The 19,985-nt window shown below is 74.2% G+C and carries 15 protein-coding genes and 1 riboswitch; of the genes, 10 read left to right on the top strand and 5 right to left on the bottom strand.

Going from position 1 to position 19,985, the window contains the following annotated elements:
• Positions 1–195: 195 nt before the first annotated feature.
• Entirely contained in the window at positions 196–1,794 is a 1,599-nt protein-coding gene (locus tag R2E43_RS29180; RefSeq protein ID WP_003976982.1) for an ABC-F family ATP-binding cassette domain-containing protein, read from the bottom strand.
• A 246-nt stretch (positions 1,795–2,040) separates the two neighbouring features.
• On the opposite strand from R2E43_RS29180, the gene R2E43_RS29175 reads away from it, so the two are divergent.
• On the top strand, positions 2,041–2,454 hold the full coding sequence (locus R2E43_RS29175) for a VOC family protein (protein ID WP_030872956.1): 414 nt from the start codon (positions 2,041–2,043) through the stop codon (positions 2,452–2,454).
• 32 nt (positions 2,455–2,486) lie between these two features.
• Here the strand turns inward: R2E43_RS29175 and R2E43_RS29170 are convergent, their stop codons facing one another.
• The 3 genes from R2E43_RS29170 to R2E43_RS29160 all read right to left on the bottom strand — a co-directional run bounded on the left by R2E43_RS29170 (position 2,487) and on the right by R2E43_RS29160 (position 6,119).
• Positions 2,487–3,905, bottom strand: coding sequence for a hypothetical protein (locus R2E43_RS29170; RefSeq protein ID WP_173668717.1), 1,419 nt, complete (start codon positions 3,903–3,905; stop codon positions 2,487–2,489).
• A gap of 249 nt (positions 3,906–4,154) precedes the next feature.
• Positions 4,155–5,282, bottom strand: a complete 1,128-nt coding sequence (locus R2E43_RS29165) for an alpha/beta hydrolase family protein (protein ID WP_003976978.1) — start codon at positions 5,280–5,282, stop codon at positions 4,155–4,157.
• Between the two features lie 114 nt (positions 5,283–5,396).
• Positions 5,397–6,119 carry a class II aldolase/adducin family protein gene (locus R2E43_RS29160; RefSeq protein WP_003976977.1) on the bottom strand — a complete coding sequence of 241 codons (723 nt, stop codon included), beginning with the start codon at positions 6,117–6,119 and terminating at the stop codon, positions 5,397–5,399.
• A 225-nt stretch (positions 6,120–6,344) separates the two neighbouring features.
• Here R2E43_RS29160 and pitH point away from each other — a divergent pair, with 225 nt between their 5' ends.
• The 9 genes from pitH (at position 6,345) to cobI (ending at position 19,208) form a co-directional block, all read left to right on the top strand.
• Positions 6,345–7,616, top strand: coding sequence for a low-affinity phosphate transporter PitH (gene pitH / locus R2E43_RS29155; protein WP_003976976.1), 1,272 nt, complete (start codon positions 6,345–6,347; stop codon positions 7,614–7,616).
• Between the two features lie 34 nt (positions 7,617–7,650).
• Entirely contained in the window at positions 7,651–7,872 is a 222-nt protein-coding gene (locus R2E43_RS29150; protein ID WP_003976975.1) for a hypothetical protein, read from the top strand.
• 152 nt (positions 7,873–8,024) lie between these two features.
• Positions 8,025–8,166, top strand: a riboswitch (cobalamin riboswitch).
• A 104-nt stretch (positions 8,167–8,270) separates the two neighbouring features.
• Complete coding sequence (locus tag R2E43_RS29145) at positions 8,271–9,254, top strand: cobalamin biosynthesis protein (protein ID WP_038535017.1); 984 nt, start codon at positions 8,271–8,273, stop codon at positions 9,252–9,254.
• The gene (locus R2E43_RS29140) at positions 9,251–10,759 is read left to right on the top strand and encodes a cobyric acid synthase (RefSeq protein WP_030868670.1); all 1,509 of its coding nucleotides are present in this window, start codon (positions 9,251–9,253) and stop codon (positions 10,757–10,759) included. Before R2E43_RS29145 ends, R2E43_RS29140 begins: the two co-directional genes overlap by 4 nt.
• Positions 10,756–14,409, top strand: a complete 3,654-nt coding sequence (gene cobN / locus R2E43_RS29135) for a cobaltochelatase subunit CobN (RefSeq protein ID WP_332056705.1) — start codon at positions 10,756–10,758, stop codon at positions 14,407–14,409. The genes R2E43_RS29140 and cobN overlap by 4 nt, the downstream gene beginning before the upstream one ends.
• Positions 14,406–16,424, top strand: a complete 2,019-nt coding sequence (locus R2E43_RS29130; protein WP_003976970.1) for a putative cobaltochelatase — start codon at positions 14,406–14,408, stop codon at positions 16,422–16,424. Before cobN ends, R2E43_RS29130 begins: the two co-directional genes overlap by 4 nt.
• The gene (cobO, locus tag R2E43_RS29125) at positions 16,424–17,023 is read left to right on the top strand and encodes a cob(I)yrinic acid a,c-diamide adenosyltransferase (protein WP_003976969.1); all 600 of its coding nucleotides are present in this window, start codon (positions 16,424–16,426) and stop codon (positions 17,021–17,023) included. The genes R2E43_RS29130 and cobO overlap by 1 nt, the downstream gene beginning before the upstream one ends.
• The gene (locus R2E43_RS29120; RefSeq protein ID WP_189284576.1) at positions 17,020–18,480 is read left to right on the top strand and encodes a cobyrinate a,c-diamide synthase; all 1,461 of its coding nucleotides are present in this window, start codon (positions 17,020–17,022) and stop codon (positions 18,478–18,480) included. The genes cobO and R2E43_RS29120 overlap by 4 nt, the downstream gene beginning before the upstream one ends.
• Positions 18,477–19,208, top strand: a complete 732-nt coding sequence (gene cobI / locus R2E43_RS29115) for a precorrin-2 C(20)-methyltransferase (RefSeq protein WP_191850969.1) — start codon at positions 18,477–18,479, stop codon at positions 19,206–19,208. Before R2E43_RS29120 ends, cobI begins: the two co-directional genes overlap by 4 nt.
• 20 nt (positions 19,209–19,228) lie before the next feature.
• Here cobI and R2E43_RS29110 read toward each other — a convergent pair whose 3' ends face one another.
• Entirely contained in the window at positions 19,229–19,957 is a 729-nt protein-coding gene (locus R2E43_RS29110) for a ZIP family metal transporter (protein WP_003976966.1), read from the bottom strand.
• Between the last annotated feature and the right edge of the window lie 28 nt (positions 19,958–19,985).

The following is a 19,985-nucleotide window of genomic DNA, read 5'->3' as shown; positions in this document are numbered from 1 at the left end:
GAGAAACGGGCCCGTTCCGCCGAACGAGTTTCTCCGCGAAATTCCTGGTCAGAAAGGCGTCGCGGCCGGACCCCCGGTGGATGGGGGTCCGGCCGCGAATTCGATGTAGGACACACCTCTTGATGAGGAGATCTCACACAGATGGCGGATCACGGATCGGCCGAATGATCCATAACCAGTGGATCATCCATTCGATCAAGCGAGGGCGACGAGATCCGCGTAGTCGGCGCCCCACAGGTCCTCGACCCCGTCCGGAAGCAGAATGATCCGTTCCGGCTGGAGCGCCTCGACGGCGCCCTCGTCGTGGGTGACGAGGACGACGGCGCCCTTGTAGGTGCGCAGCGCGCCGAGGATCTCCTCGCGGCTGGCCGGGTCGAGGTTGTTGGTGGGCTCGTCGAGGAGCAGCACGTTGGCCGAGGAGACCACGAGGGTGGCCAGGGCGAGGCGGGTCTTCTCGCCGCCGGAGAGGACACCGGCGGGCTTGTCGACGTCGTCGCCGGAGAACAGGAACGAACCCAGCGTCTTGCGGACGTCGACGAGGTCGAGGTCGGGGTTGGCCGAGCGCATGTTCTCCAGGACGGTGCGCTCGGGGTCGAGGGTCTCGTGCTCCTGCGCGTAGTAGCCGAGCTTGAGCCCGTGCCCCTCGATCACCTCGCCGGTGTCGGGCTTCTCCACGCCGCCGAGCAGGCGCAGCAGCGTGGTCTTGCCGGCGCCGTTGAGGCCGAGGATGACGACCCGGGAGCCCTTGTCGATGGCCAGGTCGACGTCCGTGAAGATCTCCAGGGAGCCGTACGACTTGGAGAGTCCCTCGGCGGTCAGCGGGGTCCTGCCGCAGGGGGCGGGCTCGGGGAAGCGGAGCTTGGCGACCTTGTCGGACTTCCGCTCGGCCTCCAGGCCGGCCAGCAGCTTGTCGGCCCGGCGGGCCATGTTCTGCGCGGCGACGGTCTTGGTGGCCTTGGCGCGCATCTTGTCGGCCTGCGAGTGCAGCGCGGACGCCTTCTTCTCGGCGTTCTGACGCTCGCGCTTGCGGCGCTTCTCGTCGGCCTCGCGCTGCTGCTGGTAGAGCCGCCAGCCCATGTTGTAGACGTCGATCTGGGAGCGGTTGGCGTCCAGGTAGAACACCTTGTTGACGACTGTCTCGACCAGGTCGACGTCGTGGGAGATCACGATGAAGCCGCCGCGGTAGGTCTTCAGGTAGTCGCGCAGCCAGATGATCGAGTCGGCGTCGAGGTGATTGGTCGGCTCGTCGAGCAGCAGGGTGTCGGCGTCCGAGAACAGGATCCTGGCCAGCTCGATACGGCGGCGCTGACCGCCGGAGAGCGTGTGCAGGGGCTGGCCGAGCACCCGGTCGGGCAGGTTGAGCGCGGCGGCGATGGTGGCGGCCTCGGCCTCGGCGGCGTATCCGCCCTTGGTGAGGAACTCGGTCTCCTGGCGCTCGTACTGCTTGAGCGCCTTCTCACGGGTGGCGCCCTGGCCGTTGGCGATGCGCTGCTCGTTGTCGCGCATCTTGCGGATCAGGGTGTCCAGGCCGCGGGCGGACAGGATGCGGTCGCGGGCGAGCACGTCGAGGTCGCCGGTGCGCGGGTCCTGCGGGAGGTAGCCGACCTCGCCGGAGCGGGTGACGGCACCTGCGGCGGGCTGGCCCTCACCGGCCAGGACCTTGGTGAGAGTGGTCTTGCCGGCGCCGTTGCGGCCGACCAGGCCGATGCGGTCGCCCTTGGCGACGCGGAAGGTGGCGCTCTCGATGAGGACACGGGCACCGGCGCGCAGCTCGATGCCGGAGGCGGAGATCACGGTCAGACTCCTGGGCGGGTGGTTGGCGGGGATGGGCGGCTGTGGAGGTTCCCGCCGCTCTAATGCACGAGGAGAATGGCCATGAGGGCCAGTCTAACGGGGCGGTGCAACCGCTTTTCCCAGCCGGGCGTCGGCCGGGCGTTGTCAGTGGCCGGTGCAAGACTGGGCGAACGAGTCCAAAGCGGCCTTCGGGCCATGGACCCGACCAGTCAGGACGGACCACCGGTTCACAAGGAAGTGATCGGCATGACAGGCAACGCGGGCAACAGCCCCAGCATCTGCCCGACGCTCCGGTACGCGGACGCCAAGGCGGCGATCCGGCAGCTCACCGAGGCCTTCGGCTTCACCGAACTCGCGGTGTACGAGGGCGAGGACGGCTCGGTGGCCCACGCCGAGCTGGCCCAGGGCAACGGCGCGGTGATGCTCGGCTCCAAGGGCAGCGGCAGCCGCTTCGACGAGGCGATGAAGGGCGGCGGCCCCACGGGGGTGTACGTCGTGGTGGCGGACGTCGACGCCCATCACCGGCGGGCGGTGGAGCACGGCGCGGAGATCCTGATGCCCCCGACCGACCAGGACTACGGCTCGCGGGACTACATGGCCCGCGACCTGGAGGGCAACGTCTGGAGCTTCGGGACGTACGCGCCGGAGGTACGCGGGTAGCCTCCGGCGGTTCGCCCGTCGGGACCGGCCGGTCAGCTGCCCCCGGTGTGCACCTGGAAGGCCGCCCGGCGTACGGCCTTGGCCAGGGCGGGGTCCGGGTGCGCGGCGGCCAGCGCCACCAGGACCTGCACGGTGCGGGGGTGGCCGACCGCGCGGACCTCGTCGAGCAGGGCCGGGACGGTGGCCTGCACGGCCGACTCCAGATGCCGCACCAGCAGCGGGGCCTCCCCGTGGTCGGCGACGGCGGCCGCGGTGTCGACCCACAGCCAGGTGGCCTCCGGGCGGGTGAGGACCTCGTGGGCGTCCTCGGGGTCGGCACCGTCGTGCTCGGCCAGCCACAGCAGCGCGTACGGCCTGAGCGTCGGCTCGTCGAGGACGCCGCGGACGTCGGGCTCGGCGGGGGCGCCGACGACGCGCAGCGCCTCGAAGGCGAGGCCGCGCAGCAGGGCGTCCTCGCCGCGGGCGGCGCCGAGCAGTTCGGCGACGGCGCTGCCGACGGGGCGGGCGGCGAGCCAGGCCCGGTACTCGGCGCGGGCGGCGTTGGGGCGGAGCCGGCCGCAGCCGCGGAGCATGCCCTCGGCCGACTGCTCGATGTTGCCGGCGGGGCTCTGCGCGGCGACGCAGATCTGCTCCAGCTTGACCCAGACCGCCCAGCTGCCGAGCGGGGTGAGCGTGGCCTGCCCGTCGCCGCAGGTGAGGGCGCCGACGGCGGCGAGGGCGTGCAGGGCCCAGTCGAGGAGGGGGGCGAGCGCGGTGTCCGTGGCCGGGGCCGGGTCCGGCTCGGCGCCCGGGGTGCCGGGTTCGAGCCGGGGGCCGTAGGGCACCTCGCAACGTTCGGTGCGCAGTTCGGTGACGCGCTGCTCCAGCAGGTCCAGGAGCTGCGCCACGGGGACGGGCCCGGCGGACAGCTGGAGGAAGGAGAGCACCTGGGGCATCGCGGAGACGACCTCGGCCACCGCGCCGGGCTCGTGTCCGGCGGGCTCCGGATGGGCGAGCGACCAGGCGTCGAAGAGGGCGACCCAGCCGCGCAGCACGGCGCTGTCGTCGCGGTTCCAGGCGCGCAGCCGCCAGCCGGGGCGGGCGGTGCCGCCGTGCACCTCGACCAGTCCGGCGAGGCGGGCGGTGTCCCAGTCGGCGCGGACCTTGGCCACGGGCAGGCCCAGCTCGCGGGCCGCGTGGGCGGCGGTGGCGTCGGACAGGGTGGCCTTGCCGTCGGCGGTCGCACTGCCGCGGCCGGGGCCGAGCGCGGAGTCGGCCCAGCGGGCGACGCGGGCCGCGTCGGCAAGACCGGAGCGCGCCATTCCGGCCAGCTCCGAGCGGGCCGGTGTGCCTTCCGGGGGGCGCGGCGCGGGGCGGCGCGGACGCCGCTGATTCATCGCTTGGGGGGCGGCGGCCAGGGGTCGCGGGCGGACGAGTCGAAGCCTGGAGTCGCGCGGGATACGGGACGTCACGGGTGCAGTCTTCCGGTTGACGGTCCGAAAACCCAAACGGAATGCCCCGGCGGCCTCCCGGGACGGGGCACGCGGGGGCCCGGCGCAGCGTCCGGGCACCGGATCAGGCCAGTGGTACGGCGCTGAACGGAACCGGAGCGACGCGCGCGGGGACGGGCGGGGACGGTGGGTGGGGCGCGGGGCCGGCGGGGGTGGCGCCGAGGGGGCGTGGACCCGGCGGAGGTCGCGCGGAGGGGGCGTGGCGGGGGGTCACACCAGCGGGGTCATGAAGCGGCGGAGGGTCTCCTCGTAGTCCGCGGGGTCGGCGTTCCACATGGCGCCGTGCGGGGCGTCCCGGACGGTGTGGAGGGCGACCAGGCGCGGGTGCGTGTCGGCGAGGCGGCGGGAGAGGCGCCAGGGGGCCACTTCGTCGCCGGGGCCGTGGAAGATCAGGGTGGGCACGGCCGGGCGGTGCAGACCGGCGGTGCCGGTGTCCCGGTCGGCGTGCAGCCCGGCGCGGCCCTGCGCGGCCCGGACGGCGAGCGGCAGGAGCGCGCCGGGGGTGCGGCGGGCGGCGGCCAGGGCGCGCAGGGTGGTCTCCCAGCTGAGCACCGGTGAGTCCAGGACGAGCCCCGCGATGCGCTCGCGCACGCCGGAGAGCGCGGCGGTGCGCAGCGCCATGGTGGCGCCGGTGGACCAGCCGAGCAGGACGACCTGGCGGGCGCCGTGGTCGAGGGCGTAGCGGACGGCCGCGTCCACGTCGCGCCACTCGGTCTCGCCGAAGTGGTGCAGGCCGTCGGGCGAGGGCGGTGCGCCGACGTCGCCGCGGTAGGCGAGGGCGAGCACCGGGACGTTGCGGCGGTGCAGGGGGGCGATCAGGTTCAGCGCGTGTTCGCGGGTGGCGGCCAGGCCGTGCACGGCGACGATCCAGGTCGGCCGGGCCCCGGGCAGGAACCAGGCCGGGAGCGGGCCGAGTTCCCCCGGGACCTCGACGTCGGCGTACTCGAGGTCGAGGGCCGTGCCCGGGTTCCCGACGTACAGGTTGGGGGTGAACCACGCCCGGTCGCCGGTCGCGAGGGTGCCGTGCGTGACGCGTTCGAGGCGGCGTACGACGGTGTCGGCGCCGTGCTCGGCGGTGTCCAGGACGGGGCCGAGGACGGCGTGGGAGCCGTCGCCGGCGAGCCCGTACCGGCCGGGGCGCAGGGCGGCCAGGTGCCGGGTGAGGGTGATCTGCCCGGCGGCGGTCCCGTGCACGGTGAGCCGGGGCTCGGTGGGCAGGGGCCGGCCGGGGGGCGCCTTGAGCGCGGCGTCGCTGGCGAGCCGGCCGGCGGCGACGCTCGCCACTCCGGTCGCCAGTGCTGCGGTGACGGCGGCTGCCGTTGCGGTGACAGTGCGCATGGGGCCAGTCTCCTGGTGGAGTCCTCGGGCGGCCAGTGGACGCGTGACAGTGGGTGACGGGGTCTTCGTGTCCCGTAGCCGGTACCCGCGCAGCCGCCGGGCACGCACCGCGCGTCAGCTTCGCTGCCCGTACCCCCGGAGGCGTTCGGTCACCTCGGCGAGCTGGGCCGGCGTCAGCAGGGACGGCGAGTGGCCGGGCACCGAGGACGCGGTCAGCCACAGGCGGCACATCCACTCGAGCTGGGCGGTGCGGTCGTAGGCCTGGTCGAGGGAGGTGCCGTAGGTGATCGTGCCGTGGTTGCGGAGCAGGCAGCCGGTGCGGCCGGCGAGGGCGTCGAGCATGCCGCGGGCGAGTTCGGCGGTGCCGTAGGCCGCGTAGGGGGCGACCCGGACGGGGCCGCCGAGGGCGGCGGTCATGTAGTGCACCGGCGGGAGTTCGGGGACGAGCAGCGAGACCGCCGTCGCGTGCACGGCGTGGGTGTGGACGACGGCCCGGGCGCCGGGGTCGGCGCGGTACACGGCGAGGTGCATGGGCAGTTCGCTGGTGGGGACGAGGGTGCCGAGCACCTGCCGTCCGTCCAGGTCGACGCCGGTCGCGTCGTCCGGGGTCAGCCGGTCGTAGGGGACGCCCGACGGGGTGACCAGGACCGTGTCGCCGACGCGCACCGAGACGTTGCCGGAGGTGCCCACCACCAGTCCGTCGGCGACCGTCCGCCGGGCCGTCGCGACGAGTTCCGCCCAGGCCGCTTCCCGGGCCGGCCCCGCGGTCGGATCCCCGGCCGCTTCCCGGTCCGGCTCCCCGGCCCCTTCCGCCCCTCCGGCCCGCGAATACGTCACAGTCACCGCCTCCTCCCGGGCCGCCCGCGGGCCCCTCGCGTGCCGTCGCCGAACGGCCTCCCGGTGATCCTGCCAGGGACGTCTCCGGAGAGCACCGGAGCGGGCACGCAGAGGGAGGCCGCGACCCCGCTTCCGGTCACCGTGGCGCCCTGCCCAGTTCATCTTCCGTTCACCCTGGTTACTTACGTTCGTCGCGCCAACGACCTCGAACGATTGCCTGGGTAAATGGAAAGCTTCTCGCTGATCCTCGCGATTGTGGTGGTAACCGCACTCGCGTTTGATTTCACGAACGGTTTCCACGACACCGCGAACGCGATGGCGACGACCATTTCGACCGGTGCGCTCAAGCCCAAGGTGGCGGTGGCGATGTCCGCCGTCCTCAACCTTGTAGGCGCCTTCCTCTCGGTGGAGGTCGCCAACACGATCTCCAAGGGTCTCGTCGACGAGACCGGCATCCGTCCCGAGGTCATCTTCGCCGCCCTGGTCGGCGCGATCCTCTGGAACCTCCTGACCTGGCTGGTCGGGCTCCCGTCCAGCTCCTCGCACGCCCTGATGGGCGGCCTGATCGGTGCCGCCGTCGCCTCGGCCGGTATCGGCGCGGTCAACGGCGACGTGCTCGTCACCAAGGTGCTCCTCCCGGCGATCGCCGCCCCGATCGTGGCCGGCCTCGCGGCGCTGCTGGCGTCCCGGATGACGTACTCGCTGGGCCGCAGGGCCGACGGCAGGGCCGCCGCGAAGGGTTACCGGGCCGGGCAGATCGCCTCCGCCGGTCTGGTCTCGCTGGCGCACGGCACCAACGACGCCCAGAAGACCATGGGCATCATCACCCTCGCCCTGATCGCCGGCGGCTCGCTCGCCCCCGACTCCGACCCGCCGGTGTGGGTCATCCTGAGCGCGGGCCTGGCCATCGCGCTCGGCACCTACCTGGGCGGCTGGCGCATCATCCGCACCATGGGCAAGGGCCTGACCGACCTCCAGCCGCAGCAGGGCTTCGCCGCCCAGACCAGCGCCGCCACGGTCATCCTGGCCTCCTCCCACCTCGGCTTCTCGCTGTCCACCACGCACTCGGTCTCCGGTGCGGTGATGGGCGCGGGCCTCGGCCGCAAGGGCGGCGTGGTCCGCTGGTCCACGGCCACCCGGATGTTCGTCGCCTGGGGCCTGACGCTGCCGGCCGCGGCCCTGGTCGCCGCGCTCGCCGAGTGGGTCTGCCGCGCCGGCGACTGGGGCACGGCCCTCGTCGCGGTGTTCCTGATCGCCTCCAGCTTCGCGATCTGGCGGATCTCCCGCCGGGAGGTCGTCGACCACACCAACGTCGTCGACGGCGGTCCGGTGGACACCGAGGGGCCGGGGCAGCCCGAGCCCGCCGGTGTGGTCACCACGGCGATGGCCGCCGTGTCGCCGCCCCCGACGGGCGCGACCGAGGAACTGGCGGCCACCCTCCCCGCCCCGGCCACCACCCCCGACCCCAAGGCCCCGTCGGCCGCCACCACCGTCTGAACCCGCCTGCCGGGTACGAAGGAAGCGAACCTCCATGAGCATCGACTGGGCAGCCCTCGGCTCCGTCTTCGGCGTCAGCCTCGTGGTCACGGTGGCCCTGGTGGGCCTGTTCACCCTCGGCATCGTCGGCCTCTCCCGCCAGGAGCGGGCCGCCGCCCGGGGCGGCTCCGCGGCCCTCGCGGTCACCGGCGCCTACGCCTGCTTCGCGGCCTGCACTGCGGCGGTGGCGTACGGGATCTATCTGATCGTCGCCTGAGCGTCGCCCGTCTCACGGGCGCACGCCCCCGGGGCGGGGCGCGGGACGGACTCGAACCGTTCCGCGCCCCGCCTCTTCGCGCGCCGGCGCCCACCACTCGGGTGTGGGCCTTCGCACACTCCCCCGTCGCAGGTCAACGCCAGGTTGACGGGTGTTCGCGGGCCGTGGTGGACTTCCGGGGCCATCTACGGCGGCAGAAGAGGAAGCCCGGTGCGAATCCGGCGCGGTCCCGCCACTGTGACCGGGGACAGGATCCCCGGGAGCCAGGAACTCTTGCCGCCGTGCTCTTCGAACCAGGGCGCGGACACCCTGAGTGAGGACCTATCGCCATGCGCGGCTGCCGTTTCGGGCTCACCAGCGACACGCTTCGACTTCCCCTTCCCACGGCCGGTTGAGCCGTGCGTGCCGGACGCGTCTTCGCGTACGGCGCCGCCGCCGGCCTCCTCGGTGACCTCCTCCTCGGCGATCCTCGCCGCGGACACCCGGTCGCCGCGTTCGGCCGTGCCGCGGGCGCCGTGGAACGGGTGCTGTGGCGGGACCACCGGGGCTGGGGCGCCCTGCACACCGTCGTGTGCGCCGGCGGCGCCGCCGTCCTCGGCTCGGCCGCCGCGCACGCCGTACGCCGCTCCCCCGCCGCCTCCGTCGCGCTGACCGCCGCGGCCACCTGGTCGGTCGTCGGCGGCACCTCGCTGGCCCGCGAGGCCACCGCGATCGGCCGGGCCCTGGAGGCCGGCGACGTCGAGGCGGCGCGGGCGCGGCTGCCGCACCTGTGCGGGCGGGACCCGCAGGCGCTGGACGCCGACGGGATCGCCCGGGCCGTCGTGGAGTCCGTCGCCGAGAACACCTCGGACGCGGTGGTGGGCGCCCTGGTCTGGGGCGCGGTGGCCGGGGTGCCCGGGCTGCTCGGCTTCCGGGCCGTGAACACGCTGGACGCGATGGTCGGCCACAAGTCGCCCAGGTACCGCCGCTACGGCTGGGCCTCGGCCCGCCTCGACGACCTCGCGGGCTGGCCGGGCGCCCGCCTCACCGCCGTGCTGACCACCGTGGCGGGCGGCGCCCCGCGCGGCGCCGTACGGGCCTGGCGGGCGGACGCCGCACAGCATCCGAGTCCCAACGCCGGGCCCGTGGAGGCCTCCTTCGCGGGCGCCCTCGGCGTGCGGCTCGGCGGCACGCTCTCCTACGGCGGGCGGGTCGAGCACCGGCCCGTCCTCAACGGCGCCGCGGGACGCGCCGTACGGGCCGGTTCCGGCGACATCGACCGTGCCGTACGGCTGTCCCGGCGCGTGGGCTGGCTGGCGCTGGGGGTGTGCGCGGGCGCGCGGCTGCTCGCGCGCCGGGCCGCCGCGAAGAACCCGGGTGTCACGAAGGGACGTACCTCATGAACGGTGGCCTCCTCGTCGCCGGCACCACCTCCGACGCCGGCAAGAGCGTCGTCACCGCCGGGATCTGCCGCTGGCTGGTCCGCCAGGGCGTCAAGGTGGCGCCCTTCAAGGCGCAGAACATGTCGCTCAACTCCTTCGTGACCCGGGACGGCGCCGAGATCGGGCGGGCGCAGGCCATGCAGGCCCAGGCCTGCCGGGTGGAGCCGACCGCGCACATGAACCCCGTGCTGCTCAAGCCGGGCGGGGAGCGCAGCAGCCAGGTCGTGCTGCTCGGCAGGCCCGTGGGCGAGATGAGCGCCCGCGGCTATCACGGCGGGCGCCAGGAGCGGCTGCTCGGCACGGTGCTCGACTCGCTGGCCGAACTGCGCGGCACCTACGACGCGGTGATCTGCGAGGGTGCCGGCAGCCCCGCCGAGATCAACCTGCGCCGCACCGACATCGTGAACATGGGGATCGCCCGGGGCGCCGGACTCCCCGTCCTCGTCGTCGGCGACATCGACCGCGGCGGCGTCTTCGCGTCCTTCTTCGGCACGGTGGCGCTGCTGGCGCCCGAGGACCAGGCACTGGTCGCCGGGTTCCTGGTGAACAAGTTCCGGGGCGACGTCTCGCTGCTGGAGCCGGGCCTCGACATGCTGCACGGCCTCACCGGGCGGCGGACGTACGGCGTGCTGCCGTTCCGGCACGGGCTCGGCATCGACGAGGAGGACGGGCTGCGGGTCTCGCTGCGCGGGACGGTGCGGGAGTCGGCCGTCGCGCCGCCGGTCGGCGAGGACGTGCTGCGGGTCGCGGTCTGCGCGGTCCCGCTCATGTCCAACTTCACGGACGTGGACGCGCTGGCCGCCGAACCCGGTGTCGTGGTGCGGTTCGTGGACCGTCCGGAGGAACTGGCCGACGCCGACCTGGTGATCGTGCCGGGGACGCGCGGGACGGTCCGGGCCCTGGAGTGGCTGCGGGAGCGGGGGCTCGCGGACGCGATCGCGCGCAGGGCGGCCGAGCGGCGGCCCGTGCTCGGCATCTGCGGCGGCTACCAGCTCCTCGGCGAGCACATCGAGGACGAGGTCGAGTCGCGCGCCGGGCACGTGGACGGGCTGGGACTGCTCCCCGTGCGGGTGCGGTTCGACCGGGAGAAGACCCTCACCCGGCCGGTGGGCGAAGCCCTCGGCGAGCCCGTCGAGGGGTACGAGATCCACCACGGCGTCGCCGAAGTGACGGGCGGGGCGCCCTTCTTGGACGGCTGCCGGGTCGGCCGGACCTGGGGCACGCACTGGCACGGCTCGCTGGAGTCGGACGGCTTCCGGCGGGCGTTCCTGCGCGAGGTGGCCGCCGCCGCGGGCCGCCGCTTCGTGCCGGCCCCCGACACCTCGTTCGCCGCGCTGCGCGAGGAGCAGCTCGACCGGCTCGGCGACCTGATCGAACACCACGCGGACACGGACGCGCTGTGGCGGCTCATCGAGTCCGGCGCGCCGCAAGGACTGCCCTTCATTCCACCGGGAGCGCCCGCATGAGCACAGTGCTGTTGTTGTCGACCGCCGACACGGACCTGCTGGCGGCCCGCGCGTCGGACGCCGCCTACCGGATCGGCAACCCGACCCGGGTCGACGTCGGGGAGGAACTGCCGGGCCTGGTCGACGGCGCGGACCTCGCCGTCGTGCGCCTGCTCGGCGGCAAGCGCGCCTGGGAGGACGGGCTCGCCGCGCTGAGGTCCGCCGGCATCCCGACCGTCCTGCTGGGCGGCGAGAGCGTGCCGGACGCGGAGCTGATGGCGGAGTCCTCGGTCCCCGCCGGGGTGGTGGCGGAGGCCCTGCGCTACCTGGTCGAGGGCGGCCCCGACAACCTCACCCAGCTCGCGCGGTTCCTGTCCGACACGGTGCTGCTGACCGGGGAGGGCTTCGACGAGCCGCGGAAGATGCCAGAGTACGGCGTCCACGGCTCCCGGGACGCCGTGGCGGGCCGCCCGACGGTCGGCGTGCTCTTCTACCGCGCCCACCAGCTCAGCGGCAACACCGCGTTCGTCGACACGCTGTGCGACGCGATCGAGGCGCGCGGCGCCAACGCCCTGCCGGTGTACTGCGGTTCGCTGCGCGGCGCGGACCCCGGGCTGTACGAACTGCTGGGCCGGGCCGACGCCCTGGTCGCCACCGTCCTCGCGGCAGGGGGCACGCACGCCTCGCAGGCCTCGGCGGGCGGTGACGAGGAGGCCTGGGACATCGGCGCGCTGGCCGACCTGGACGTGCCGGTGCTGCAAGGGCTCTGCCTCACCTCCTCCCGGGCCGCCTGGGAGGCCTCCGACGCCGCCCTGTCCCCCATGGACGCGGCGATGCAGGTGGCGATCCCGGAGTTCGACGGCCGGCTGGTCACGGTGCCGTTCTCCTTCAAGGAGCAGGGTCCGGACGAGGTGCCGGTCTACGTCGCCGACCCCGAGCGGGCCGCGCGCGTCGCCGGAATCGCCGTCCGGCACGCGGCGCTCGGGCACAAGCCGAACGCCGGGAAGAAGCTCGCGCTGGTCTTCACGGCGTACCCGACCAAGCACTCCCGGGTCGGCAACGCGGTCGGTCTCGACACCCCGGCGTCGGCCGTGCGGGTGCTGGACGCGCTCAGGGACGCGGGGTACGGGGTCACCGACTACCCCGCCGAGGGCGACGAGTTGATCCACCGGCTGATCGAGGCGGGCGGTCACGACGTGGAGTGGCTGACGGAGGACCAGCTGGCGTCGGCGCCCGCGCGGGTGCCGCTGGCCGACTACCGGGCCTGGTTCGAGCAGCTGGACCCGGAGCTGCGGGACGGTATGCGGGAGGCGTGGGGCGAGCCGCCGGGCTCGCTGTACGTGGACGGCGACGACATCGTGCTGGCCTCCCTCCGGTTCGGGAACGTCGTGGTGATGATCCAGCCGCCGCGCGGCTTCGGCGAGAACCCGATCGCGATCTACCACGACCCGGACATGCCGCCGTCGCACCACTACATGGCCGCCTACCGCTGGCTGGAGCACAGCTTCGGCGCCGACGCGATCGTGCACATGGGCAAGCACGGCACGATGGAGTGGCTGCCGGGCAAGGGGCTGGGGCTGAGCGCGGGCTGCGCGCCCGACGCGGTCCTGGGCGACCTGCCGCTGATCTACCCGTTCATCGTCAACGACCCCGGCGAGGGCACCCAGGCCAAGCGCCGCGGGCACGCCACGGTCGTCGACCATCTCGTCCCCCCGATGGCGCGCGCCGACACGTACGGCGACCTGGCCAAGCTGGAGCAGCTGCTCGACGAGTACGCGCTCGTCTCCGACCTGGACCCGACGAAGGCGCCGGCGGTCCGGGCCCAGATCTGGACGCTGGTCAAGGCGGCCGAGCTGCACCACGACCTGCACGTGGACGACCAGCCGGACGACGACGCCTTCGACGAGTTCGTCATGCACATCGACGGCTACCTGTGCGAGATCAAGGACGTGCAGATCCGCGACGGCCTGCACATCCTGGGCGGCGGCCCGGTCGGCGAGCCGCGGGTCAACCTCGTCCTGGCGGTGCTGCGCGCCTCACAGGTGTGGGGCGGGCAGGCGAACGCGCTGCCGGGGCTGCGGGCCTGTCTGGCCGCGCACTTCGGACTGGTGGAGAAGGAACTGCTGGCCGCGCCGGGCGCCCCGGTGAAGGTCCCGGCGGAACTGACGGACCTGGTGGACGGGCCGGCGCGGTCGGCGGCCGACGCGATCGACCTGCTGGAGCAGCTGTGCCGGCGGTTCGCGGAGGGGATGGAGCTGCGGGAGTGGGACGCGGAGGCCGTTCCGGGTCTGGTGCGCGACGTGCTGGGCGCCGAACTCGCCGAAGCGGCGGCGGTGCTGGAGTTCGCCTGTGCGGAGGTCGTGCCGCGCCTCGCCCGGACCTCCGACGAGATCGGGCACATCCTGCGGGCCCTGGACGGCGGTTACGTCCCGGCGGGGCCGTCGGGCTCCCCGACCCGCGGGCTGGTCAACGTCCTGCCGACCGGCCGGAACTTCTACTCCGTCGACCCGAAGGCGATCCCGTCCCGGCTGAGCTGGGAGGTCGGGCAGTCGCTGGCGGACTCGCTGATCCAGCGGTACCTGAGCGACACCGGTGAGTACCCGAAGTCCGTCGGCCTCACGGTGTGGGGCACCTCCGCGATGCGTACCCAGGGCGACGACATCGCCGAGATCCTGGCGCTGCTGGGCTGCCGTCCGATCTGGGACGACGCCTCGCGCCGGGTGACGGGCTTCGAGGTGGTCCCGGTGGCGGAACTGGGCCGGCCGCGCGTGGACGTCACGGTGCGCATCTCGGGCTTCTTCCGGGACGCGTTCCCGCACGTGGTGGGGCTGATCGACGACGCGGTGCGGGCGGTGGCGGAGCTGGACGAGCCCGCATCGTCCAACTTCGTGAAGGCGCACGCCGACGAGGACACCGCCGAGCACGGCGACCGGCGCCGGGCGACCTCCCGCATCTTCGGCTCCAAGCCGGGTGCGTACGGCGCGGGTCTGCTGCCGTTGATCGACGCCCGCAACTGGCGCTCCGACGCGGACCTCGCCGAGGTGTACGCGGTGTGGGGCGGTTACGCCTACGGGCGCGGGCTCGACGGGCGGGCGGCTCGCGGGGACATGGAGACGGCGTTCCGGCGGATCGCGGTGGCGGCGAAGAACGTCGACACGCGCGAGCACGACCTCGTCGACGCCGACGACTACTTCCAGTACCACGGCGGCATGGTCGCCATGGTGCGGCACCTCACGGGGGACTCCCCCGAGGCTTACGTCGGCGACTCCGCCACTCCCGACCAGGTGAAGACCCGGACGCTGGGCGAGGAGACGCACCGCGTCTTCCGGGCCCGGGTGGTCAACCCTCGCTGGATGGCCGCGATGCGGCGCCACGGCTACAAGGGCGCCTTCGAGATGGCGGCCACCGTGGACTACCTCTTCGGGTACGACGCCACGGCCGGTGTCGTGGACGACTGGATGTACGAGCGGCTCAGCGCCGAGTACGTGTTCTCGCCCGAGAACCGGGACTTCATGAAGAAGTCCAACCCGTGGGCGCTGCGCGGCATCACCGAGCGGCTGCTGGAGGCGGCGGACCGCGGCCTGTGGGCCGAACCCGACGCGGAGACGCTGGAGCGGCTGCGCGCCACCTATCTGGAGCTCGAAGGCGACTTGGAGGGCGACGACAAGTGAGTACCCCGTTCCCGTTCACGGCCGTCGTGGGCCAGGACGACCTGCGGCTCGCGCTGCTGTTGAACGCCGTCTCCCCGGCCGTCGGCGGTGTGCTGGTGCGCGGCGAGAAGGGCACCGCGAAGTCCACGGCCGTGCGTGCGCTGTCGGCGCTGATGCCCGAGGTGGACGTCGTCTCCGGGTGCCGTTTCTCCTGCGACCCCGACTCCCCCGACCCTGCCTGCCCGGACGGCCCGCACGAGCCGGGCGCGTTCGCGTCGCGTCCGGCGCGGATGGTCGAGCTGCCCGTCGGGGCCTCCGAGGACCGGCTGGTGGGCGCCCTCGACATCGAGCGGGCGCTGGCGGAGGGCGTGAAGGCCTTCGAGCCCGGCCTGCTGGCCGACGCGCACCGCGGAATCCTGTACGTCGACGAGGTCAACCTGCTCCACGACCACCTGGTCGACCTGCTCCTCGACGCCGCCGCGATGGGCGCCTCGTACGTCGAGCGCGAGGGCGTGTCGGTGCGGCACGCCTCGAAGTTCCTGCTGGTCGGCACCATGAACCCCGAAGAGGGCGAGCTGCGGCCGCAGTTGCTCGACCGGTTCGGACTGACGGTCGAGGTCGCCGCCTCGCGCGAGCCCGACCAGCGGGTGGAGGTCGTACGGCGCCGGCTGGCGTACGACGACGACCCGGCCGGTTTCGCCGCGCGCTGGGCCGACGAGGAGGCCGCCGTACGGGCGCGGATCGTGGGGGCGCGGGAACTGCTGCCGTCGGTGCGCCTGGGCGACGGGGCGCTGCGGCAGATCGCGGCGACCTGCGCGGCCTTCGAGGTGGACGGCATGCGGGCCGACATCGTGATGGCGCGTACGGCGACCGCGCTGGCGGCCTGGGCCGGGCGGACCGAGGTGCTCGCCGAGGACGTGCGGCAGGCGGCCCTGCTCGCGCTGCCCCACCGGCGGCGGCGCAACCCGTTCGACGCGCCGGGGCTCGACGAGGACAAGCTGGACGAGACGCTGGAGGAGTTCGGCGGGCAGGACGGGGACGGGCCCGACGGGGACGACGATCCCGATCCGGGGCCCGGCGGCGGTCCCGGCGGGCAGCCGGAGCCCGATGACGCGCCGCAGGGCGATGGCGACGCCGCCGCGCGGCCCGAGGCCGGGGAGGGCGGCGAGCCGCAGCCGTCCGGCTCGGGTGCCGGGGAGCAGCAGCCGGCGCGTGCCGCCGAGCCCTTCCGGACCAAGGTGCTGAGCGTGCCGGGGCTCGGCGAGGGTGCCGCCGGGCGGCGTTCGCGGGCGCGGACCGAGCACGGGCGGACCACGGGCGCCCGGCGGCCGCAGGGCGCCCTGACCAAGCTGCACCTGGCCGCCACCGTGCAGGCCGCCGCCCCGCACCAGCGGGCGCGGGGCCGCAGCGGGCCCGGTCTCGTGGTGCGCCGGGACGATCTGCGGCAGGCGACGCGCGAGGGGCGCGAGGGCAACCTCGTGCTGTTCGTCGTCGACGCCTCCGGGTCGATGGCCGCGCGGCAGCGGATGAGTGCCGTCAAGGGCGCGGTGCTGTCGCTGCTGCTGGACGCGTATCAGCGGCGGGACAAGGTGGGGCTGGTGACCTTCCGGGGTTCGGCCGCGGATGTCGCGCTGCCGCCGACGTCGTCGGTCGACGCGGCGGCGGTGCGGCTGGAGTCGCTGCCGACGGGCGGGCGTACGCCGCTCGCCGCCGGGCTGCTGCGCGCCCACGAGGTGCTGCGGGTGGAGCGACTGCGGGACCCGGCGCGGCGGCCACTGATGGTCGTCGTGACGGACGGGCGGGCCACGGGTGGTCCCGAGCCCGTCGCGCTGGCGGGGCGGGCTGCGCGGCTGTTCGCGGCCGAGGGCACCGCGTCCGTGGTCGTGGACTGCGAGTCGGGGCCCGTGCGGCTCGGGCTCGCCGGGCAGCTCGCGGGTGAGCTGGGCGGTACCGCGGTGACGCTGGACGAGCTGCGGGCCGACTCGATCGCCGGTCTGGTGAGGGACGTTCAGGGCAGCAGCAGGAGGGCCGCGTAATGCCGCAGGGGAAACCGAGTGTCGTACCGGACGACGGCCTGACGACCCGTCAGCGGCGCAACCGCCCGCTGGTCGTGGTGCACACGGGCATCGGGAAGGGCAAGTCCACCGCCGCCTTCGGGCTGGCGCTGCGGGCCTGGAACCAGGGGTGGCCGATCGGGGTGTTCCAGTTCGTCAAGTCGGCGAAGTGGAAGGTCGGCGAGGAGAACGCCCTGCGGGTGCTGGGGGCCAGCGGCGAGGGCGGGTCCGTCGACTGGCACAAGATGGGCGAGGGCTGGTCCTGGGTCCAGCGGGACGCCCAGATGGACAACGAGGAGAAGGCCCGCGAGGGCTGGGAGCAGGTCAAGCGGGACTTGGCCGCCGAGACGTACAAGCTGTACGTGCTGGACGAGTTCGCCTACCCGATGCACTGGGGGTGGGTCGACACCGACGAGGTGGTGTCGGTGCTGCGCGAGCGGCCGGGGACCCAGCACGTCGTGATCACCGGGCGGAACGCGCCCGGCGCCCTCGTGGAGTTCGCCGATCTCGTCACCGACATGTCCAAGGTCAAGCATCCGATGGACGCGGGGCAGAAGGGGCAGCGGGGCATCGAGTGGTGACCTCCTCCGACTCCGGCTCCGCCGTTCCCCGGCTCGTCATTGCCGCGCCCTCGTCCGGGAGCGGCAAGACCACCGTCGCCACCGGGCTGATGGCCGCGCTCACGGCGCGGGGGCTCGCCGTGTCCCCGCACAAGGTCGGGCCCGACTACATCGACCCCGGCTACCACGCGCTCGCCACCGGGCGGGTGGGCCGCAACCTCGACGCGTACCTGTGCGGGCCCGAGCTGGTCGGGCCGCTGTTCCTGCACGGGGCGCGCGGGTGCGACATCGCCGTGGTCGAGGGCGTGATGGGGCTGTACGACGGGGCCGCCGGGGAGGGCGAGCTGGCGTCCACCGCGCAGGTCGCGAAGCTGTTGCGGGCGCCGGTGGTGCTGGTCGTGGACGCGTCCTCGCAGTCGCGGTCGGTGGCGGCGCTGGTGCACGGGTTCGTGTCCTGGGACCCGGAGGTGCGGATCGGGGGCGTGATCCTGAACAAGGTGGCGTCGGACCGGCACGAGGCGTTGCTGCGGGAGGCGGTGGACTCCGTCGGGGTGCCGGTCCTCGGGGTGTTGCGGCGGGCCGCTCCCGTGGAGACGCCTTCCCGGCATCTGGGGCTGGTTCCTGTTGCCGAGCGGGGCTCGGATGCGGTGGATGCCGTGGCGGCGATGGGTGCGCGGGTTGCCGACGGGTGTGATCTGGAGGCGTTGGTCGGGCTGGCGCGCAGCACCGGTGCGTTGTCCTGTGCGGCTTGGGACGCGGGTGAGGCCCTGGTCTCCTCGCCCCCGCCGCCCCTCCCCGTCCCGTCCCCGGGGGCTGCGCCCCCGGACCCCCTCGTTCGGCCTGGCCGGCCTCGTCCTCAAGCGCCGGACGGGCTGAGAAGGCGCGTCGCCATGGCCAGTGGCGCGGCCTTCACCTTCTCCTACGCCGAGCACACCGAACTGCTCGCCGCCGCCGGGGCCGAGGTCGTCACGTTCGATCCGCTGCGGGACGAGGAACTGCCGGAGGGCACTCAAGGGCTCGTCATCGGCGGCGGGTTCCCCGAGGTGTACGCCTCCGAGCTGTCCGCCAACGAGGGGCTGCGCAAGTCCGTCGCCGAGCTGGCGTTCAGCGGTGCTCCCGTCGCCGCCGAGTGTGCGGGGCTGCTGTATCTGTGCCGGGAGCTGGACGGGCTGCCGATGTGCGGGGTGCTGGACGCCGCCGCGCGGATGTCGGAGCGGCTGACGCTGGGCTACCGGGACGCCGTGGCCGTGTCCGACAGTGCGCTGGCCGTGGCGGGGACGCGGATGCGGGGGCACGAGTTCCACCGGACGGCGGTGGAGCCGGGGGCCGGGGCGGCGCCGGCGTGGGGGATGCGGGCGCCCGAGCGGCGCGTCGAGGGATTCGTGGAGCGCGGTGTGCACGCGAGCTATCTGCACACGCACTGGGCGGCCGAGCCCGGTGTCGCCCGTCGGTTCGTGGAGAGGTGCCGGACGTCATGAGCAGCACGCTGATCGGTGTGGGGGTCGGGCCCGGGGACCCCGAGCTGGTGACCGTGAAGGGGGTCAACGCGCTGCGGGGCGCCGATGTCGTGGTCGTGCCCGTCATGGACACCGGCGAGCGCGGCCGCGCCGAGGCGACCGTGCTGCACTACGTGGGCGCCGAGAAGATCGTGCGGATCGTGTTCGCGCTGAACGAGCGCACCGACCGGGCACGGCGCGAGGCGGCCTGGGACGCGGCCGGTGAGCGGGTGGCCGGGCTGCTGCGGGAGCATGCCGCCGTCGCCTTCGCGACCATCGGTGATCCCAACGTGTACTCGACCTTCACCTACCTCGCGCAGACCGTCGGCGCGCTCGTGCCGGGGACGGTCGTTCAGACCGTGCCGGGGATCACCGCCATGCAGGACCTCGCGGCGCGGTCGGGGGCCGTGCTGACCGAGGGCACGGAGCCGTTGACGCTGGTGCCGGTCACCGCAGGGTCCGCGGTGCTCGAGGAGGCGTTGCACGGGCCCGGCACGGTCGTCGCCTACAAGTTCGGCCGTCAGGCGGCCGAGGTGGCCGAGGCACTGCGGGAGAGCGGGCGCCTCGACGACGCCGTGTGGGGGTCGGCGCTGGGGCTGCCGGAGGAGTCGGTGCGGCCGGCCGGCGAGCTGGACGGCGCGCCGTTGCCGTATCTGTCGACGCTCATCGCGCCCGCCCGGCGCGAGGGCGGGCGGGGCGGGAAGCTGTGACCGCCTCCCGTTCCCGGCGCTCACTCCGCGATGCCCACCACCAGCCAGATGAACGCCGCGCCCGCGACCGTGCACAGCAGGGTCGAGCGGGCGGGGTGCTCGTGGTGGGCCTCGGGGAGGATCTCGGCCGCGGCGAGGTAGAGGAGTACGCCGCCGAACAGGCCGAGATAGGCGCCGAGCGCGCCCTCCGGGATGGTGAAGAGGAGGGTGGAGGACGCGCCGAGGACGGGGGCGATCGCGTCGGCGACCAGCATCGCGACGGCGCGGCGGCGGGCGTTGCCGTACAGGCTGGTCAGTGTGTAGGTGTTGAAGCCGTCCGCGAAGTCGTGGGCGATCACGGCCATCGCGACCGCCGCGCCCATGCCGCCGCCGACCTGGAAGGCCGCGCCGATCGCCACGCCGTCCATCGCGCTGTGGCCGACCATCGCGGCCGCGGCCGTCAGGCCCACCTCGGGCGAGCGGTGTTCGTGCTCGTCGGCGCCGTGTGCGGCGCGGCGGGCCGCCAGCAGGCGTTCCACCAGGTGCGCGAGCAGGAATCCGGCGACGAAGAGCAGGAGCGCGGCGGGTACGCCGAACACCTCGTCGCCTGCCGCCTCCAGGGCCTCCGGCAGCAGGTCGAGGCCGACCACGCCGAGCATGAGGCCGCCGGCCAGGCCCAGGACCAGGTGGCGCCGGTCGGTGACGCGCTGTGCCGTCCACCCGCCGGCCAGCGTCATCAGGAACGCGCCGAGCGCGACGAAGACCGCCATGGGCCCTTGGTATCCGATCACCCCGCGT

Origin of the sequence: Streptomyces violaceoruber (assembly GCF_033406955.1) — a bacterium.
Lineage (GTDB): Bacteria > Actinomycetota > Actinomycetes > Streptomycetales > Streptomycetaceae > Streptomyces > Streptomyces violaceoruber.
Note: the sequence above shows the minus strand (reverse complement) of the source record. Positions and strands in the feature narration are given on the sequence as shown.